The organism is Planococcus sp. S3-L1 (assembly GCF_030063085.1).
In the GTDB taxonomy this organism is placed as follows: Bacteria; Bacillota; Bacilli; order Bacillales_A; family Planococcaceae; genus Planococcus; species Planococcus kocurii.
The window spans coordinates 26678-46454 of sequence record NZ_JASISN010000014.1; the positions used below are offsets into that span (position 1 = coordinate 26678).

Annotated in this window: 18 protein-coding genes; 16 read left to right on the forward strand and 2 right to left on the reverse strand. The window is 40.7% G+C overall.

Going from position 1 to position 19777, the window contains the following annotated elements; translation table 11 throughout:
* Positions 1-149: 149 nt before the first annotated feature.
* The 8 genes from QMF37_RS12925 (at position 150) to QMF37_RS12960 (ending at position 8476) form a co-directional block, all read left to right on the forward strand.
* Positions 150-329, forward strand: coding sequence for a hypothetical protein (locus QMF37_RS12925; protein ID WP_283478460.1), 180 nt, complete (start codon positions 150-152; stop codon positions 327-329).
* On the forward strand, positions 326-1735 hold the full coding sequence (locus QMF37_RS12930; protein WP_283478461.1) for an amidase: 1410 nt from the start codon (positions 326-328) through the stop codon (positions 1733-1735). Before QMF37_RS12925 ends, QMF37_RS12930 begins: the two co-directional genes overlap by 4 nt.
* A 330-nt stretch (positions 1736-2065) precedes the next feature.
* On the forward strand, positions 2066-3004 hold the full coding sequence (locus QMF37_RS12935) for an acetamidase/formamidase family protein (protein WP_283478462.1): 939 nt from the start codon (positions 2066-2068) through the stop codon (positions 3002-3004).
* Positions 3005-3175: 171 nt separating this feature from the next.
* Complete coding sequence (locus QMF37_RS12940) at positions 3176-4180, forward strand: GNAT family N-acetyltransferase (RefSeq protein WP_283478463.1); 1005 nt, start codon at positions 3176-3178, stop codon at positions 4178-4180.
* Between the two features lie 37 nt (positions 4181-4217).
* Positions 4218-5207 carry a GNAT family N-acetyltransferase gene (locus tag QMF37_RS12945; RefSeq protein ID WP_283478464.1) on the forward strand — a complete coding sequence of 330 codons (990 nt, stop codon included), beginning with the start codon at positions 4218-4220 and terminating at the stop codon, positions 5205-5207.
* A 154-nt stretch (positions 5208-5361) separates the two neighbouring features.
* A complete protein-coding gene (locus QMF37_RS12950; RefSeq protein WP_283478465.1) occupies positions 5362-6315 on the forward strand; it encodes a hypothetical protein in 954 nt (317 codons plus the stop codon).
* Between the two features lie 86 nt (positions 6316-6401).
* A complete protein-coding gene (locus QMF37_RS12955) occupies positions 6402-7157 on the forward strand; it encodes an SDR family NAD(P)-dependent oxidoreductase (RefSeq protein ID WP_078080636.1) in 756 nt (251 codons plus the stop codon).
* Between the two features lie 344 nt (positions 7158-7501).
* Positions 7502-8476: a N(5)-(carboxyethyl)ornithine synthase gene (locus QMF37_RS12960; protein ID WP_177167569.1), complete on the forward strand. Its 975-nt coding sequence runs from the start codon at positions 7502-7504 to the stop codon at positions 8474-8476.
* 57 nt (positions 8477-8533) lie between these two features.
* Here the strand turns inward: QMF37_RS12960 and QMF37_RS12965 are convergent, their stop codons facing one another.
* Positions 8534-9295, reverse strand: a complete 762-nt coding sequence (locus QMF37_RS12965; RefSeq protein ID WP_283478466.1) for an SGNH/GDSL hydrolase family protein — start codon at positions 9293-9295, stop codon at positions 8534-8536.
* 198 nt (positions 9296-9493) lie between these two features.
* Between QMF37_RS12965 and QMF37_RS12970 the strand changes: the two genes are divergently transcribed.
* Entirely contained in the window at positions 9494-9841 is a 348-nt protein-coding gene (locus QMF37_RS12970) for a helix-turn-helix domain-containing protein (RefSeq protein ID WP_283478467.1), read from the forward strand.
* Positions 9842-10029: 188 nt separating this feature from the next.
* Positions 10030-11223, forward strand: coding sequence for a cation:proton antiporter (locus QMF37_RS12975; RefSeq protein ID WP_283478468.1), 1194 nt, complete (start codon positions 10030-10032; stop codon positions 11221-11223).
* A 51-nt stretch (positions 11224-11274) separates the two neighbouring features.
* Here QMF37_RS12975 and QMF37_RS12980 read toward each other — a convergent pair whose 3' ends face one another.
* The gene (locus QMF37_RS12980) at positions 11275-13509 is read right to left on the reverse strand and encodes an EAL domain-containing protein (protein WP_283478485.1); all 2235 of its coding nucleotides are present in this window, start codon (positions 13507-13509) and stop codon (positions 11275-11277) included.
* A gap of 435 nt (positions 13510-13944) precedes the next feature.
* Here QMF37_RS12980 and galU point away from each other — a divergent pair, with 435 nt between their 5' ends.
* The 6 genes from galU to galE all read left to right on the forward strand — a co-directional run bounded on the left by galU (position 13945) and on the right by galE (position 19653).
* On the forward strand, positions 13945-14826 hold the full coding sequence (galU, locus tag QMF37_RS12985) for a UTP--glucose-1-phosphate uridylyltransferase GalU (protein ID WP_058384589.1): 882 nt from the start codon (positions 13945-13947) through the stop codon (positions 14824-14826).
* 244 nt (positions 14827-15070) lie between these two features.
* The gene (locus QMF37_RS12990) at positions 15071-16075 is read left to right on the forward strand and encodes a peptidoglycan bridge formation glycyltransferase FemA/FemB family protein (protein ID WP_283478469.1); all 1005 of its coding nucleotides are present in this window, start codon (positions 15071-15073) and stop codon (positions 16073-16075) included.
* Between the two features lie 195 nt (positions 16076-16270).
* A complete protein-coding gene (locus tag QMF37_RS12995) occupies positions 16271-16744 on the forward strand; it encodes a VanZ family protein (RefSeq protein WP_071153323.1) in 474 nt (157 codons plus the stop codon).
* 193 nt (positions 16745-16937) lie between these two features.
* Positions 16938-17171 (forward strand): hypothetical protein, encoded by a 234-nt coding sequence (locus QMF37_RS13000; RefSeq protein WP_058384592.1) that lies wholly within the window; start codon positions 16938-16940, stop codon positions 17169-17171.
* A gap of 134 nt (positions 17172-17305) precedes the next feature.
* Entirely contained in the window at positions 17306-18424 is a 1119-nt protein-coding gene (locus QMF37_RS13005) for a right-handed parallel beta-helix repeat-containing protein (RefSeq protein ID WP_078080633.1), read from the forward strand.
* Between the two features lie 263 nt (positions 18425-18687).
* Positions 18688-19653 carry a UDP-glucose 4-epimerase GalE gene (gene galE, locus QMF37_RS13010; RefSeq protein WP_283478470.1) on the forward strand — a complete coding sequence of 322 codons (966 nt, stop codon included), beginning with the start codon at positions 18688-18690 and terminating at the stop codon, positions 19651-19653.
* Positions 19654-19777 lie beyond the last annotated feature (124 nt).

The following is a 19777-nucleotide window of genomic DNA, read 5'->3' on the forward strand; positions in this document are numbered from 1 at the left end:
TTGTCGGCGAAAAGAACATTCTAGCTAGCAAGGTTTTCATTTTGCGAATCGCTCCAAAAAGACTGAACTATCTGTGAACTGTGTTAAACTTTCGGTAGGCAGCTAAGATTCTCAGACGTTTTAAAATCAGTCAAATGGGGGGACTTTCGATGGTAGAGGGCATTCACAAGATTTTAGAAGAGCGGGGAATTCGAGTACCGGAGGAACATCAGGAAATGCTGGTGCAGCAGATGCAAGCTGTACAAAAGTTACGGGAAACAGTAGACAGCTCGAAGTTAAAAGGTTTTGATATGGCACTGACACATGTACCAGGAGGTGAGCGTCCATGAATAACGAGTTAGCCGCACAATCGATTGGAGAACTGGCACCTAAATTGCGCGACAAGCAGCTATCACCTGTTGAATTAACGGAAGCAGTCTTAGCGAATGTGGATGCTCGTAACAAAGACATCAATGCTTTTATTGTTGTTCAAAAAGAGCAAGCACTGGAATCTGCGAGACAAGCAGAACAAGAAATCCAAAGCGGTAATTACCGCGGTTTTTTGCATGGCATTCCAATGGCATTGAAAGACATTCTGTATTTTAAAGATGAACCGGCGACGATGGGTTCAAAAATTCACGAAGGGTTTGTTGCTGATTTTGATGCGACCGTGGTTTCAAAACTCAAGATGTCCGGTGTAACGTTTCATGGCAAACTTAATATGCATGAGTATGCGTGGGGCGCAACGACGACCAATCCGCATTATGGTGCTTGTCGAAATCCTTGGGATCTCAACCAAATTCCAGGCGGCTCGAGTGGTGGCTCAGGTGCTGCGGTGGCTGCAGACATGGCCATTGCCTCACTCGGAACCGATACCGGTGGATCGATTCGGATTCCGGCGGCGAGTTGCGGCATCATTGGCTTAAAGCCGACCCATGGCCGCATTAGCAAGTATGGTTGTTTTCCACTAGCTTGGAGCCTTGATCACATTGGCCCCATGACAAAAACTGTTTTTGATGCGGCGCTGTTACTAGAAGTGCTCGGTGGTTACGACCCGAAAGATCCCACTTCGGTTGACCGACCAACGCAAAATTATTCTGGTTTATTGAATGAAGACGTCAACGGATTAGTCATCGGTATTGAAGAAGGTTATTTTTTCAAAAATGTCGATAGCCGTGTTGATGAAGCTGTCCGAAATGCGTTGCAACAGCTAGAAAAGCTAGGCGCACGGATCGAAATTGTTCAAATTCCGTCATTGGCACAAGCAGAATTCGCGGAACTGGTGACCATTACAACCGAAGCGAGCGCCGTCCATCATGACAATCTCGTCAAACAGCCGGAGAAATTCGGGGAGGATGTTCGCTTTTTGTTAGAAGTAGGCGAGCTCATGTCGGGTGTTGACTACGTACAGTCCCAGCAAATTCGCCGCAAGCTAAATCTCGACTTTGCCGCGGCATTTGAAAAAGTGGATGTGCTCATTTCACCGACTTTGCCTTTTTTGCCACCGTCGATTGGTGACAGCACGGTCAATATTAACGGTCAGTCATTGAGTTTCTTGGATGAAGTGATTCGTTTTACGGGACCAGGCAATTTGACAGGATTACCCGCACTCAGTATTCCTTGCGGTGTTCGTGACGGATTGCCAATTGGCCTGCAAATTATGGGTCCTGCCTTCCAAGAAGAAAAAGTTCTCAACGTCGCCTATGCCCTCGAGAAGCTGGAGCTGATGAAAGGCCAGAAGCCAAATTTAACGTAATTCAGTGAGTGCGAAACAAGGGGATCAACCAATTTCCTAGCTATGAAATAAAAGTCATTATACACAAAAGTAGTTTAGCCTCCAGCAAATTTGTGGGAAAGCGCAAACTTCTGCTTTCCATTTTATAGGTAATCAAACGGATTTTAGAGCGTTGGACAGTATTTCACTCGATTTGGACAGTATTTTCATTTATCGGACAGTATTTGGAGCGATTCGGACAGTATTTCACTCCTATCGGACAGTATATCCATTTAACTGGGAAATCTAGTAGAGAATACACGCGCTATAGCAGCTCCAAATACAACTTTGACCAAAGAAAGGATATCCTATATGACCACTACCCATCAATTTCCAGAAAACCGCGTTCATTATACATGGGACAAAGACCCGCAGCCCGTACTCACGATCAACAGCGGCGATCAAGTGGAATTTTCCACACGCGAAGTGGCTGATGATCAATTCAATAAAGACTCTGTGACAGAAGACATTGCTAGACTCGACTGGGCGAGAGTGTATCCACTCGCGGGACCCGTCGAAATTCGAGATGCCGAACCCGGAGATACGCTGGAAATTGAGATCGTCAAGTTGGTTCCCGGAAGCTGGGGCTGGATGTCGATTCTGCCGGGACTTGGTTTATTGCCTGAAGAGTTTCCGGAGGCCTACTTACGAACTTTTGATTTGAGTGACGGGCAATTCATCCATTTTAGCGACAACATTAAAGTACCCATTACACCATTTCTCGGCACGATGGGTGTTGGTCCCCAAAATGCGGAAGGGCAAGCCATTATGCCGCCTGGCACATTTGGTGGCAATATGGACACGCGGCATTTAACTGTGGGCACGAAATTGTATTTGCCTGTGCAAGTAGCGGGGGCGATGTTCAGCTGTGGGGACGCTCATGCGGCACAAGGAGACGGTGAAGTTTGCGTCAGTGCTGTGGAATGTCCGATGCAGGCATCGTTAAAATTCCGATTGATTAAAGGCAAGACAATTCCAGCACCGCAGTTTCAAACAGCTGGCGCATTAACGCCAAAAGTCGACCACAAAGGATTTTATGGCACAACAGGTGTGGGACCTGATTTGATGGAAGCTTCGCGCGACGCTATCCGTGCGATGGTGGAACACATTTCTGAAAATTACAAAATGGATCTCAAAGATGCCTACTTGCTGTCAAGCGCCTGTGTCGACCTCAAAATCTCCGAAATCGTCGATGCGGGGCAATACATCGTTAGTGCGCTATTGCCACTCGCTGTGTTTACAGAGGAATAGCCTAAAACGCTGCCAAATTCGGTGGCGTTTTTTAATGCACGAATTTAAAAAGATTTCTTAATTATCTGTATTGTTAGTTAACTAGGTGGTAAAATAGGAACAGCATCCTTAGTAACTGGGAAAATGAAATAAATTCCAGAAACAATTTTCAGTGAGAAAGAGGGCCTCTAAATGAACGATATTTATTTTAACAAAGAGTATGGCCGTTTATATGAAAAAATTGAAAAAGGTGAATGCCAAGAGTTTGTTTTTGAGCATACGTTAGGAAGGATACAGCATTTGTTTATCAAGTGTGAAATTCCACAAAAATTAACTGGTCAGGTGTTTTATGATTTGGTGACACCTTATGGCTATGGAGGTCCTCGAATTGTTAGCGGCGAAAATAGCAACAAGGTAGCATTGGTAAGTGCTTTTGAAGAAGAATTTGGAAAGTATTGCGCTAACCACCACATTGTTTCCGAATCGGTTCGTTTTCATCCGGTTATCAAGAATCATGTAGACTTTGAATCGTGCTACGAACTGAACTTCAGGCGTCAGACGATTCAAACGAGATTGGCAGGCATCGATGATCCGATTCTTACAGAATACTCGGCTTCTTGTAGAAGGGATATTCGTCACGGTTTAAAAGCTGGCGTCACGTATCGCATCATCGAACATCCGGAAAATTTAGAGGATTTCAAGAAACTTTATTATTCTACGATGCAGCGCAATGCTGCAAAGATGATCTATTATTTTAATGATGAGTACTTTCAGCAATGCCTCGATCGGTTGAGTGATTATTTGGTAGTTGTTGAGGTGACGTACGGAGAACAAATTATCGGCATGAGCTTAAATTTTGTCGGTGACGCGTTTATTCACGTTCATCTCACAGGCACATGTCAGAAATTTCACCAGCTGGCACCGGCTTATATTCTCCAATATGCTCTTGCGTTGTGGGGAAAAGAGCAAGGCAAGGAATTAATCCATCACGGCGGTGGTCGGACGAAAGAAGTGGATGACAAGTTATATCTTTTTAAAAAGAAATTTGGACGGCGCTCAGAATTGACGTATTTTATAGGTCGCAAAATCTGGAATAGAGCGGTTTATGAACAACTGTGCTACATGAATAATGCATCAACGGGCAGCGACCAGTTTCCTGCATACCGTAGCTCGGGATCACCAGTACCTGTCTATTAGTTCAAAAAAAACGCAAGTCGATTTAGGAGGAGAGCATATGGCCACTGTCATGCCAGATATTTATTTTTTGCCTGAATGGGGCAAATTTTTCGAAACAAAAGAACAAGATGGCAAAGTCCATTTTTTTGAAATAAACAATGAATTAGGCCATATTTTTTATCAATTTATCGTTCGTCCAACACCGGTACAAATAGAAGAAGAGACGTATTACGATATCATTACGCCGTATGGTTTTAGCGGACCCATCATTCTATCAGGTGACCTAGAAAATAAACCCCAGCTTATAAATCTTTTTGAGAAAGAATTTGGCGACTATTGTGACGAACACCGAATCGTTACGGAATATGTTCGCTTTAGTCCATGGTTAAAAAACCGATTGGATTTCGAATCGCTTTACGAATTTCGAGACAATGGACATGTGTTGTATATCGATTTAAGGGAAGAAGATTTTTTTATGCAACAATTTGCTTCTGTTACAAGAGGACAAGTCAGAAAAGCTTTAAAAAATGATGTAGAAATTGAATTCGATTTTACTGGTGAACATGTTGAAGAATTTCACCGTTTGTACATGCTGACAGTTAAAAAAAATCAAATCGAACCGTATTATTTATTTTCAATAGAATCTCTTCGCAGCTCTTTTGAAAAATTTGGAGGGAGCCAATTCCTGTTGTTTGCGAAGCACCAAGGACAGTATATTTCGGCTACATTTGTACTTCACCACGGAGATTACGCACATTATCATTTAACAGCGAATGACCCGGAATATTCATCGCTGTCCGGCAATAGTCTCATCGTATATGAACTTTGCCGCTGGGCAGTCGAGCATGACAAGAAGGAAGTTCATCTTGGAGGGGCGCCTAACGAAAATCTCTACCGTTTTAAGCGGAATTTCACCAAAGCAGAGCCACTCGAATTATTGATGGGAAAGAAAATCCATAACCAGCAAGCTTATGATCAATTGGTCGAAGCCAAGCGTCAAAATGGCGGCATCGAACTTCCCGGTTATTTTCCGTTATACCGAGGATGATATGCGAGGTGCGGTTTAGTGGCTGAGGTGCGGAAAATACGCTGCGAGGTGCGGAAATGAATGATTGAGGTGCGGTGTTGACCATTTGAGGTGCGGAAACTAGCATAAAAGGTGCGGTCAGACATAAATGCAGAAGATGAAAGGGCGATCTAATATGAGAGAACTAGGCGGATACTTTGGCATGGAGAAGTTAATCCATGATGAATTTTATAGCGAATTGTTGGCGTTAAATAGCGGCAGTAACGCATTGTTGTATTTATTGAAAGCACGTGACATGAAAAAACTCTACATCCCCTATTATTTATGCGACTCGGTTAGTAATCTGTTGACTAAATACGGCTATGAATATGAGTATTATTCTGTTGACGCGCAGTTTCAACCGATTTTTGACAAGCCGTTGCTGCAAGGGGAGTATTTGTATGTCGTTAATTTGTATGGCCAAGTCACACAAGAAAAAACGCGTGCGCTAAAAACACGCTATGACCAACTCATTTTAGATCATAGTCAGGCTTTTTTTCAGAAGCCCCTAAAAGGCGTCGACACCATTTACTCTTGCCGCAAATACTTTGGCGTGCCGGACGGTGCTTATTTAGCGACGGACGTCGTACTAGCAGAAACACTCCAGCAGGACGTTTCAAAAGACCGCATGACACACGTACTTGGTCGCCTTGAGGGAACAGCTAGCGACTATTACGCAGATTTTCGCAGCAGTAACGACGAACTTTCTGAAGCACCGCTTCGGACGATGTCAAAACTCACAGGCAACATTATGGGCGCTGTCGATTATGAACAGGCCAATCGACTACGAAATGAAAACTATGCCTACCTAGACAAACAATTGGGACAAGAAAATTTGCTGAAACTAACAATGCCAGAAGGTGCTTTTGCGTATCCACTCTTAGTAGAAGATGGTGTCGCCAGTAGAAGTAGACTTGCCAAGCAGAAAATTTACATTCCGTTGCTGTGGCCAAATGTTCTCGATGACTGTCCAGAAGGGAGTACCGAATACCAATACGCTGCCAACATCCTGCCACTGCCTTGTGATCAGCGCTATACTGTAGAGGATATGGCGTATTTGGTGGACATGATGAAAAAACAATTGGTTTAACTAATCGAAAGAACATGCAAATAGTTTAAAGATAATTAGTTTAGTGTTAAACTAGTTGCGATAAACTAATTAAGGAGCTGTTCAGATTGAATAAATTACAAGATAAAGTAGTCATTATCACCGGTGGAGCTGGAGGAATTGGTGGAGGAATGGCAAAAGCGATGGTTAAAGAAGGCGCAATTGTCGTTGTTGTCGATTTAAACGAAGAAACAGGTAAAGCGATGGAGCAAGAGTTGCAGGCAATTTCTCCAAAATCCATGTTCTTAAAAGCCAACTTGATGGAACGTGACAAACTAAGTGGCATTATTGATACTGTAATTGAGAAATACGGTCAGCTAAATGTCTTAGTGAACAATGCGCATGCCTCTAAACAAAAGTTAATTGAAGACACCACGCAAGAAGATATTGATTTGTCATTTGGTACTGGCTTTTACCCGACATTTTATTTGATGCAAGCAGCACTTCCTTACTTAAAAGAAACGAAAGGAAGTATTATTAACTTCGCCTCAGGAGCTGGGTTAGAAGGTCATGCAACACAAGTGGCTTATGTAGCTGCGAAAGAAGCCATACGGGGTATTTCGCGCGTCGCTGCAAACGAGTGGGGTCAGTTTGGCATTAACGTCAATGTGATTAGCCCAGTAGCTGACTCACCGGGTGTACGTGAATGGGCCAAAGCGCAACCTGAATACTATGAAAGAGTGAAAAACAACATTCCACTCGGCCGTTTTGGCGATTTGGAACATGACATTGGACCGATCGCTGTATTCTTAGCTTCGGAAGATTCGAAATACATGACGGGACAAACATTGATGGCTGATGGTGGTTCCATTATGTTACATTAATCAAGCATACTAGAGCGTTGAAACCTTGTTGGTTTTCAACGCTTTTTATATGAAATCGAATAAAAAAGAACAACCAAGGGCTAGAAAATAACGGTCTTTACGGTAGTTACTTTGCGTCGCGGATCAACTGTGAACACGTTTGATCTTTATTTTTAATTCGTGTTACACAATACTTATAATGTTCCCGAAATATGGTATGATGCTGAGTAGGTCAGCTTTACGGAAATGATACAAGTATACAAAGTTGCTCGGCAATTTTTGACTATTGTCCGGGCACTTCTATATGAACTGTCGATTATTTGCAGATCAGTATTTACTTTATTTCATCAATTGGAGGTTTTCTTATTACTACTATAGGATTTGTTATTAGTCATAAAAACAACGAAAAACGAAGAGCGCTTTTACCGAAGGACATGCCGAACATCAAAAATATCGAGCAATTGTTTTTTGAAGTGGGCTACGGTGACGCACTTGGTTATGCAGATGCGGAATATGCGGTTTCTGGTGCACAATTTGTATCGCGTGAAGAAGTACTAAAATGTGACGCCATTGTCGACGTAAAATTAGGCAACGCAGATTATTTTGATCAATTATCACCTGGGAAATTATTGATTGGCTGGGCTCATGCAGTTCAAGATATCGCTTTTACAGATTCTGTACTTGCGGGAGACCACACCGTCATTGCTTGGGAAGAAATGTTCGAAGACGGACGTTATATTTTCTACCGCAACCGTGAAGTGGCAGGAGAAGCGGCTATTTTACAAGCGTACCAATATTGCGGCAAAATGCCGTACGAAACGAAAGTAGCGGTTCTTGGTAACGGTCACACGACCAAAGGCGTACTGCGCATTCTTCATGGTTTAGGTGCCGATGTCGATGTATATGGCCGTAAGCTTGAATCGTTGTTCATGAAAAATATGGGCAATTACGACGTTCTTGTTAACTGCGTGATGTGGGATACCAATCGTACCGATCGCATTATTTACAAAGAAGATTTAGTGCGTCTTAAAAAAGGCGCAATGATCGTGGACGTTAGCTGTGATCCAAATATGGAGATCGAGACATCGCGTCCATCGACGATTGATGATCCCGTTTATACAGTGGATGGCATCATCCATTACACAGTAGACAACACACCAGCGATGTTCCCACACACCGTTACTAAAGTATTGAGCGAAGGATTTTCGCCGATGGTGGACAACTTTATCGAAGGCAACTGGACAGAAATGATTCAAAAATCGATGGTGATTGAAAAAGGTCATATTCTTGATCGCCACATTCGAGAGTTTAGAGAAGCCAGAAATCTATTAGTGAAGTAAACAAAAAAGAGTCTCAACCGACAATTGTCGATTGAGACTCTTTTTTAGATGAATAATTTACTGGTTAATGAACGCTGTCGTCAAATAGTTTTTGAATTCACCAAACAAATAAGCTTGTCCTTTTGTGTTTGGGTACAACTTATTTTGTATCAAATCGGTTTGTGCGATTTTCTTCGTATGAACGTCATTTGACATCACTTGATAAAAATCAAATAAATAAACTTGGTCTTGTGAAGCGAGTTTGCTGCTTGCTCGCATATAAGGCAGCATTTTTAAGTTGTCTTTAAAGGAAGTTGTTGGATTAGGTGTTCGAATTAGCACTTCCGTTTCACCATTCGCGATAATTTCTTCCACAATCAGTCGGTAATTTTTGGCGTATTCCTCAACAGGAATTTTCCAATCACCCAGTGCATCGTTTAGTCCAGCGGAAATAATGACCAAATCAGGAGCATGAGTTAAAACGTCACTAGCGATTCGCTCTTTCATATGAGAAACGGTATTGGCGTTCATGCCTGCGTTGATGACGGTTATTTGCTCCGGGTATTTTTCATCCAACCATTTAGTCAACAGAGATACGTGATTGGGGTGGCCATCCGGCAATGAGTCAGCAGACGTCACGTAGTCACCTAAAAAGACAATCGTCACAGGATTCCCCGCAGCCAACTTTTCCGAAAAGCCAATAGGCTCTGCTTGTACTTTTTCTATTGTAGGAAGGAATGCCACTTCTTCTGATAGCTTGACGCTATATAAATTTTTTTCTCCAGCTACAACAATAAAAATAAGAGCAATAATTAACAAATAGATTAATTTTTTTAGCATCTTAATGCCTACCTTTCTTTTTTGAAATTAACTCTATTTTACCACAATTGTGCATTAAATTAGTTGAAATTTCAGAATATTTATGAGTAATTTGTAGTTAAAACCGTGATAAAGCTGTTTTAGCAGTTTTAATGCAAGTAGAAAGGGGATAATAGACCGACAATATAACTCTTATCGCAACAATAGGGGGTATTTTAAATGAAGCAAATTGGCGGTAAATTAAAGCAAATGAGAGAACAAAATCAATTGAGCGTGGAAGACTTGGCGAATGCGGTAGGATTTGCCAAAACCGTCATCTGGGGATATGAAAGTGGTAAAAAGCAAGTAAGCGTTGCTCATTTAGAAATACTAGCTGATTACTATAAAGTATCAGTAGATTTTTTACTAGAACGCAACCAAGCAGTTACTGAGCTCGACTTTCTAAAAGTGTTGGATTTAGAATCCATCAAGTTAGTAGTAGATGACCGACCGGTAAACGATGAAGAACTGACAGAAGTTGCTTCTTACTTGCAGATTAAACGCCGCTTGCAACAAGAAGACTCGTAGACCGAAAAAACAGTCTGCAACATAAACGTTAATGGATTGTTCACTCAAAAGAAGCTATCTGTGAAAACACAGATAGCCTCTTTTGAGTGAACAAATACTGTATAGTTCCTGTGCTTAGCTAGTTTAAAAAGCTATGTTTCAGGGAAATCTTTGACTTATGGATGCTTTAAATTTTGGAGGAGATGGCAATGTCAGCTGCACTCGTAACCCTACTGTTAGGTATCGGTTATTTGGTATTTACAATTGATAAAAAACAAGAAAACTTTCCTGTACCGGTAGTGCTCGTATTAATTGGGATCGGCTTGTCATTTGTTCCTTATTTTAATCAAGTAGAAGTAACAGAAAATTTAATTTACGATGTCTTTTTACCCGGCTTATTGTTTGTATCGGCTTATCAATTTTCAACAAAAGCGCTACGAGAAAATGCTGGGATGATCGGTTTGTTGAGTACAGTTGGCCTTGGGCTGACAATTATACTTGTGGGACTGGCGATCTTTTGGATTGGCGGCTGGTTTTTCTCGATTTCACTGGCTGGTGCATTCGTAGTTGCAGCGATTTTAGCACCTACTGACCCCGCGTCGGTCGTTTCCATTTTGAAAAAATCAGCGCCTGATAAAAGTATTGCGGATATTGTCGACGGTGAGTCTATGATTAACGATGGCACCAGTATTGTCTTATTCACTGTTTTGTCGAGTATGTATCTGCAATCACAATCGCTCGATATAATCACTGTTTTTGGTGATTTTCTTTACGTTTCACTGGGAGGAATCCTACTGGGAGTTGCTGTAGGCTGGGTGATGAGTAAAGCGGTTCACATTACGCATCACCGTGATTATCAAGTCATGCTTAGTATCGTGCTCGCTTATGGTGTGTTTCAATTGGCTGAGAGCTTTGGATTTTCAGGCGTATTAGCAACCGTTTTTGCCGGCATTATGTTATCTTGGGAATTTTCACATACGAATAAAGAAGATCATTACCGAGAAGCGCTTTCAGGCTTTTGGGAAGTCGTTGAACCATCGCTGTTGTCGCTGTTATTTTTACTAATTGGCATCGAAGCAACCAAATATTTATCATGGGATAATTGGCTACTGGCAATCCTCATCTTGTTTGTGAGCATTGCGATTCGATTTCTTGTTGTCGGTAGTACATTTAAGGTAGTAGCTGGCAAAAAACACAAATCCATTTGGAAAAAGTCTCTCGTCATTTCGTGGTCTGGCATCCGTGGTTCGATGTCTGTATTCTTACTCCTACAGCTGGAAACGCTAGCGACTGGGGAAGCGGCAGCAGAATTGATTTCGTTAGGTTTTTCAGTGGTCATCTTGTCCTTGATTATTCAGAGTCTTGGCATACATCCGTTATCAAAGCTGCTCGCTAGCAAATAAAATAGCGCATGCCAAGAAACTGAACTTCTGGCAGACGCTATTTTTAACGATTTATCTAGTTTTTACTTTCAAATACAATTCCTCTATTTTTTCAGGCAATAAAGGCTTTTGAAAATAATAGCCTTGAGCTTGATTGCATCGTCGAGCTTTTAAAAATGTTAGCTGTTCCAAAGTTTCCACGCCTTCAGCGATTACATTCAATCCTAGATTACGAGCCATTTGGATGATTGTGTCGACCAAAGCTGCATCTTTTGAATCAATGAGAATATTGCGTGTGAAATGTTGGTCAATTTTTAATGTATCAATCGGGAACAATTTTAAATAGCTTAAAGAAGAGTAGCCAGTACCAAAATCATCAATTGATAAATGAATGCCCATCGCTTTGAGTTGTTGCATTTTTGAAATGGCGGATGTAGCGCCTTGAATGATGCTTTCAGTTAATTCGAGTTCAAGAAATTCAGGTGCGAGTCCCGCATCGTCTAAAGCTAACGTGATGACTTCGGCAATATTCCCTTGTGAAAACTGCCTCGCTGAAATATTGACAGCTACGCGAAACGGCTCTACTCCTGCATCTTGCCAATCTTTTGTTTGTTGACAAGCAGTTCGAAGAACAAATTCACCGATACGCAGAATCATGCCACTTTCTTCTGCAATTGGAATAAATTCAGCAGGAGAAATGGTTCCAAGCTTCGCATGATGCCAGCGAACCAACGCTTCAACACCAATGATTTTTTCGGTTTCAAGATCAAATTGTGGCTGATAATGAACCGAAAATTCGTTCAGCTCTAAGCCTTTTCGGATACTCATAGCAATTTTTGATTTCCGAGCAATCAGTTCACTCATCTCAGAAGTAAAAAATTGAAAGTTGTTTTTGCCTTCTTCTTTCACGCGGTACATCGCAAGATCGGCATTTTTCACTAAAGTTTCAGCATCTGTGCTATCCGCTGGAAATAAACTAGCACCGATAGAAGGCGTAATAAAAACAGCTTCATTGTTTAATTGGAAGGGGTTACTTAACATCTCTAAAATTTTCTGTGCGGTAGTTTGAGTTTTTTCATCGTCCGTGTTGGGCAGCAGTAAAACAAATTCATCACTGCCAATTCTCGCTAACGTATCATTTTTGTGGATACAGGATTTAATGCGATCGGCCACTTTCACTAACAGTTGATCCCCTAGTTGATGACCATACGTGTCGTTGACCATCTTGAAATGGTCTAAGTCAAGGTAAAGTACAGATAAAACCATCTTACTTTCTAGTGCTTGATTGATTGTCGAACGAAGGCGATCATTGAACAATCGGCGATTTGGCAAGCTCGTTAACGAATCCAGGTAGACCAGGTTGCTGATTTTCTCCTCGTTCGTTCTCCGGTCAGTGATGTCTCGAATAATCAGGCTGTAGTAGTTGCCCTTGACTGTTTCCCAAGATCCTATGGATAATTCAACTGGAAACTGGCTGCCATCTTTTTTTGAGCCAATTAACTCAAGCGTTTTTTGAGTGATTGATGCTTCGACGTATTGACTCGGATCCGGGCGTGCTTCAGGAAAAATTAAACGAACATCTTCGTAAACAATTTCCTTTTTGTTGTAGCCAAAAAGAGACTGTGCGCCTCCATTCCACTGGATGATTGTGCCTTTCGCATCTGTTACGACAATCCCATCTGTTGCGGATTCGATAATCGATTGAAATTGACGATTGTATTCATCAAGTAATGATTTTACTTTGTTGTCGCTGCGAATGCTCAGTACAGCAATCAGCAAAATTAATGCCATGCCAATCCCAACAGTATAAGCAAGATAACTACTGTTCATTGAAGGAGCTGTTGTTACGTGATGAGTAGACGCTTCAAATCGTGCAGCTAACATGCCGATGTAATGCATGCCTGAAACACCGATCGTGATCAGCGCAGCGCTGGCTATTTTTGACCAAGAAAATCCGTGCCGGTCTCTCGAATAATGCAGTAAAAACATGGCTAATAGAGCAGCGACTAACGCGACCACTACTGACAATATCCACAGTACGGCATCATAGTAGACAATCGCCTGCGTTTGCATCGCGGCCATCCCAGTGTAATGCATGGCAACAATGCCGGTTGCAATTAAAACAGCACCAGCGATTACCTCGAATTTTTGGACGACGGGTTTACTGATAATGCTGAAAGCAAGTCCGCTTGCGAAAAGAGCCGGTAAGATTGAAATAACAACCAACGCTGTATTATAGGTTACTTCCATCGAGAGATGAAAAGCCAGCATACCGATAAAATGCATAGACCAAATGCCAAGTCCCATGACGAGAGCTCCGAACAAGATCCATTTTATTCGTGCTTTTCCAACGGTCTCGTGCAACATTCCGCTGATGTTCAAGGCGATAAAAGAAGAAACGAAAACGACAGCGACCGAAAGAAAGATTAATCGTGGATCGTAAGACAATGGTAAAACGTTCAAGTAATTTACACTTCCTTTATTTAGTAGAGAGTAAAAAGATAGAGTTATTTATAAAAAAATAGAAATTATTGAATGTAATTAAGGACGTATGACTTATTTATCTTAGCACAGCTATCAATAAAATTGATTTATTTTCAAAATTTATTAATAAAATATTTTCATGTTAAAAGGGATTCGTCGTGCTAAGGCTGAAACGGTTTTATAACAATAGCTTTATAATAGAGAACTGTTATTATTAAACAATAAAGGCTTAGAAAATAAGAATGAGAAGGTGAAAAGATGCAAGTTAAAAAAGCAATAATTCCAGCTGCTGGTCTTGGAACACGATTTCTTCCGGCAACTAAAGCAATGCCAAAAGAAATGCTACCTATCGTCGATAAGCCAACAATTCAGTACATAGTGGAGGAAGCAATTGCTTCTGGAATTGAAGACATTATCATTGTTACTGGTAAAGGAAAGCGTGCCATTGAAGATCATTTCGACCACGCCTTTGAATTGGAAGACACCTTATTAAAAAAAGGCAAGATTGACATGCTTGATTCGGTTCTAGAAACTTCCAATGTGGAAATCCATTACATTCGTCAAAAAGAACCACTTGGACTTGGTCATGCCATTTGGTCCGCGCGCCGCTTTATTGGCAATGAACCATTTGCCGTATTGCTAGGCGATGATATTGTAGAAAACGACGAGCCTTGTCTTGCTCAGTTGATGAAGCAAAACGAGTTGACTGGTAAAAGTGTCATCGGCGTTCAGCAAGTTCCAGAAGACGAAACGCATCGTTATGGCATTATTAATCCCGTTTCAATTGACGGAAAGCTAATCAAAGTTGATAACTTTGTGGAGAAGCCAGAAGCGGGAACTGCTCCATCCAATTATGCCATTATGGGCCGTTACATTTTGACACCTGAAATTTTCGATTTTTTAGGACAGCATCAGCTTGGTGCAGGCGGCGAAATTCAATTAACCGATGCTATCCAACAGCTCAACGAAGTACAGTCTGTCTATGCTTATGAATTTGAAGGACAGCGCTTTGATGTCGGTGAAAAATTTGGCTTTATTGAAACGACTATTGAATTTGCTTTAAAACGCCCTGAACTTAAAGATCGATTGTTAAAGCTTTTTGAGGAAAAGTTAAAACAGTCATACATTAGCGAGAAATAAGCAGAAGGCCATAAAAATCGTTTTATCCAATCGGGTGAAACGATTTTTATTTGTGTCTACTGATCAACGGTATCTTTGTATGAATAGCTTAAAAGGTGAATAATCTCAAAAATCTGATTTCTTTAGTGAATAAACAAAAAAACTGTGGTAGACTATTTGATGAAGAGTGGAAAATCTTAACAGCTAGCTTTTATGATCAATCTGTCAGTGTTTTTTAAATCCAGGTGAAGGAGGCATCTTTGAGGTGAATGATATTTACTTTGAACCAAATTATGGTCGACTCTATGAAAAAATTGAACAAGGAACGTGCGAGGTTTTTGAATTTCATCATGATTTAGGAACAGTCAATCATATGTTCATTAAAAGAGCTGTTCCCATAAGCATCAATGAAGAACCCTATTTTGATATTACGACACCTTATGGCTATGGCGGTCCTCGTATTACGAAATGTGAAGAAGTCCATAAGCGTGAGCTAGTTCAAGCTTTTCAGCTTGCTTTTAAAGCGTATTGTCAAAAAGAAAATATTGTTTGTGAGTTTGTACGTTTTCATCCTTTGTTTACGAATGCGCAAGATTTTGAAAGTTGCTATGACTTAACATTTCGCAGGTATACGACAGGAACCAATTTGAAAGATTATGATGACCCCATCAAATCAGAATTTTCCAAGTCAAAGCAAAAAAGTATTCAAAAAGCTTTACAAGCAGGTGTGGAATACCGAGTAACAGTCAATCCTCCAGATTTAGAGGAATTTAAACGTCTTTACTATTCAACGATGAAAAGAAAAGACGCGGATGCTGTCTACTATTTCGATGATGCCTATTTCAGTAAACTGCTGGATACTTTAGGAGAACACATCGTTCTTGTAGAAGTATTGTACGAAGAAAAGGTCATTGCAGTTGGCTTAAACTTGATTCACGAAAAATTTATTCACATTCACTTATCTGGAACACTCAAAGAATACCAACACCTGTCTTCTGCTTTTATTATGCGATATGCACTCGTTAAGTGGGGGAAAGAGAATGGCATGGAGCTGACTCACGAAGGTGGCGGTGTAACAGGAAGCGCGGACGATCCTTTGTATCTATTCAAAAAGCAATTCGGTAAAAACACAGAATTCAAGTACTACATTAGCAATAAAATCTGGAATCAAAAAATTTACGATTTACTGTGCACAACAGCATGGGTGGACAAAAAAACAACATCCTTCCCAGCTTATCGCTCAAAAGTAACACAAGCAGTACATAAATAAACTGCTTCTACTAATTATTTACGCATAAAAACGAGAGGTCTGCTTTGGAGCAGACCTCTTTTTGGGTTGTCTAAAAGCTTCAGGGATTCAGAAACGACTCTTCCTATCGATAGGGCTGGTTTTCGCTTTTTAAACTACCTGTTATAATAGACTTTATTGAATATGAACTAATTTCAACAGAAAAGGACTTATCATATGACTACTTATAAATTTTTTTCATGGATAGCAGCGTTGTTCTGGATGGCGGTTATTTTTTATCTGTCTCATCAACCAGGTTCTGCATCGAGTAATTTAAGTTCGGGCGTTGTAACGGCATTGTTAGACCTCATTAATCTAATAGCACCGCAAGTAGAATTAAATGTGGAAACATTTCATACCTTTATTCGAAAAAACGCTCACTTTTTCGCTTATTTTCTGTTGGGTCTGTTAAGTTTGAATGCCTGGAGAAGCAGTGGAATTACTGGACTCAAACAACTAATTCTTGGATTTGGCATGTGTATATTGTTCGCAACAACTGATGAGATCCATCAATTGTTTATTGAAGGACGAAGCGGAGAAGTTAGAGATGTCATGATTGATAGTGCTGGGGCAGTTTTAGGCGTTTTAATCTACGGCTTGTTTGGTTATTTATGGGGTTCGATGAAAGAAAAGACGTTAAAAAGAAAGTAAAGATGTAAAAATGACAACTTTATGACTGGATTAGGTTCAAAAGTCATAGATAATTCCGATGCGCTAATAGATATGAGACTAGTAAATGTTGAAAATTTAGCGTAAGATAGTATCAATTAGCAATAATAATGGAAATTATAAGGAGTAATGCAATCATGTCAGCAATTAGTTTGCCAAAAGAGAGGTGGAGTCCATGTGGGCTTTACTAACAGGTGGTTTTGTATTCGTTACGGCCATCATTTTTTCGTTGGGAAAAGCAAGCTCAAAACGAGAAGATGCTAGCCATCGCCATCGCGAAGAACTATTGGCACGTAACAAAGACACTGTCGCAAAAGAAACGGTTGTCACTATTTTAGAACCACAACCAGCAGAACAACAAAAATCACATAGAGAAAACAAGACACGGCATCCTTCAGAGCAACTATGAGGCTGTCGTGTTTTTTAGTTCTTAATGACTAATTCTTATTTTTATTTGAATTTTCAGTTTTTTAATTGTTATTTCCAGTCAACTATCTGTATGATAAGAAGTGAAGACATTTTATGCTGTGAGAGGTGATTGGGTTGAACATAAGGAAAATTGGTTTTGTGCTGCTATTGCTTCTAGGCATCGCGGGGGTTAGTTATTTCTTTTTAATAATGGAAAAGCTGCCGCAAGAAGTTGAAGTTGAAAACGGAAGTGAAGGCAATCGTACAGCTTTAGACGAAGCAGTCGATAAAACAACAGAAATTCAAAAATCCATCGATGAAACACCAGCTGGAGGAACGTTGGAAATTCCACCGGGCGTTTACAAGCTTAGCAAAAACCCAGATCTGAAAGCGGTCACTGGATATGGTGACAGTTATTTTGCATTAAAAATTTCAAAGCCAATCACTATTGTAATGGAAGAAGTTATCTTCCAAACAGATACAGATGACGAATACGGTGTGTTTTGGGTGAATGAAACAGAAGATGTTCATTTAAAAGGTGGTTTTCTTATGGGAGAACGTTTACCAGAAGAAGGCTCTTTAACCTCTCATATCGCAATTTTGTTTTTGTATACGAACAATAGTTCAATTGAAGACACTTACATGAAAAATTATTCTCAAGGCGTGCATCTCAACCATTCAGATCATAATGTTGTTCGAAAAGTAACCTCCGAATTCAATTATGGATCAGGAATTATCAACTTTGACTCTGATCAAAATGTCATTGATTCATGCGTCGTGCGAAATTCGGGTGATGGCCACATCTCTCTTTATGGAGGTGGCAGTGACAACCGTGTAATTAACTGCATGGTTACTGAAGATCGGCCAGGTTATGAGGATCAACAAGGAATTACTGTGGAAAGTGAAAAGGCTAGCACGATTGAAAACAATACAGTAAGCGGATTTTACTATGGCATTGATGTTAAAAATGCTTCAGAGTCAAACATCATTGAATCGAACATCGCCTTTAACAACGAATACAATATCGCTGTAAGAGGTGGAGATGGTGGTGAAAACTTAGAGTTGCCAAGCTACAATACACAGATTCTTAACAATATGGTTGTGGACCCGCGAGGTAAATCCTCCTATGGAATTTATGTTGGTGCAGGTGACGGCCATGTCGTGATTGGAAATACGTTAAATGTCGACAATCTCATCATTCCAGAAAAAGATTTAGAAGTTTATGAAAGCCAAAACTTTTTTGTAGAAGAATAAAATCAAACACGTTTCCCTTTAGAGCGGATAAAGGCTCTGGGAAACGTGTTTTTTACTGCCTGCTGTAAAGTGAGGTGCGGTTATAGACGTTTGGGGTGCGCTTCTAGCCATTTGAGGTGCGGTTTAGTCGAATGGAGGTGCGGCTTTACTCGTTTCAAGTGCGGTCAGTTCTCATCAATAAAATAAACGCTCTTACAAATTTTCTACAAATGATATAATTGGCAATAAGACAATGTTAAACAGCTAAAGGAGGAAAATAATCTATGGTAATTTTAGTTTGTGGGGGCGCAGGATATATTGGCAGTCACACTGTTAAAGAGTTGGTAACTACATACGAGGTAGTCGTGCTCGATAATTTGACGACTGGCTTTGAAAGCTTAGTCGATGAGCGAGCAACTTTCGTCAAAGGTGATTTGGGCGATCCGGAAGTAGTAGACACAATCTTCAAAACGTATAGCATTGACGCAGTCTTTCATTTTGCGGCGAACAGCTTAGTGGGGGAATCAGTGGAAAATCCGCTAAAATACTACCGCAATAATGTCGGTGCCACTTTGGTGCTTTTGGAGAAAATGATTGAGTATAACGTCAACCGCTTTATCTTTTCATCAACAGCGGCGACTTATGGCATACCTAATTCAGAACTGATTACCGAAGAAACCGCCACCAATCCGATCAATCCCTATGGACGCTCAAAACTGATGATTGAGCAAATTTTGGCTGATATGGCTCGCGTTCACGATTTTCAATATGTCGTGCTGCGTTATTTTAATGCTGCAGGTGCGCATCATTCGGGAGAAATCGGTGAGAGCCATGATCCGGAATCGCATTTGATTCCAATTGTGCTTCAGCATCTTCTTGGAGAGCGTGAGCAAATTTCAGTGTTTGGTACGGATTATGAAACAAGTGATGGTACATGTGTCCGTGACTATATTCATGTAACTGATTTAGCGCGTGCGCATATTCTTTCTTACGAAGGAATGACCGGTGGGAAAATCGCGAATCAAACCTATAATCTTGGTAACGGTGCAGGTTACTCGGTCAATGAAATTATCGAAACGTGTCAACAAATTTCAGGCAAGCAAGCAACGATTAACTATGCGCCGAGACGTGCAGGAGATCCAGCAGCTTTAGTTGCCTCATCCGATAAAATTAGCAAAGAATTAGGATGGCAACCAACATTCGATTTGACTGCTATTATATCGAGCGCGTGGGCATGGCATTCGAAATGAAAAAATCCTTTGAGCCTATAGATGGCTCAAAGGATTTTTTTGAATTCTGCGTGAATGGTTTAGGTCGAGATTTTAAAAGCATTATGAGGTAATTGTGTTTCTGAAAAATTAGAATGTTTTGTCT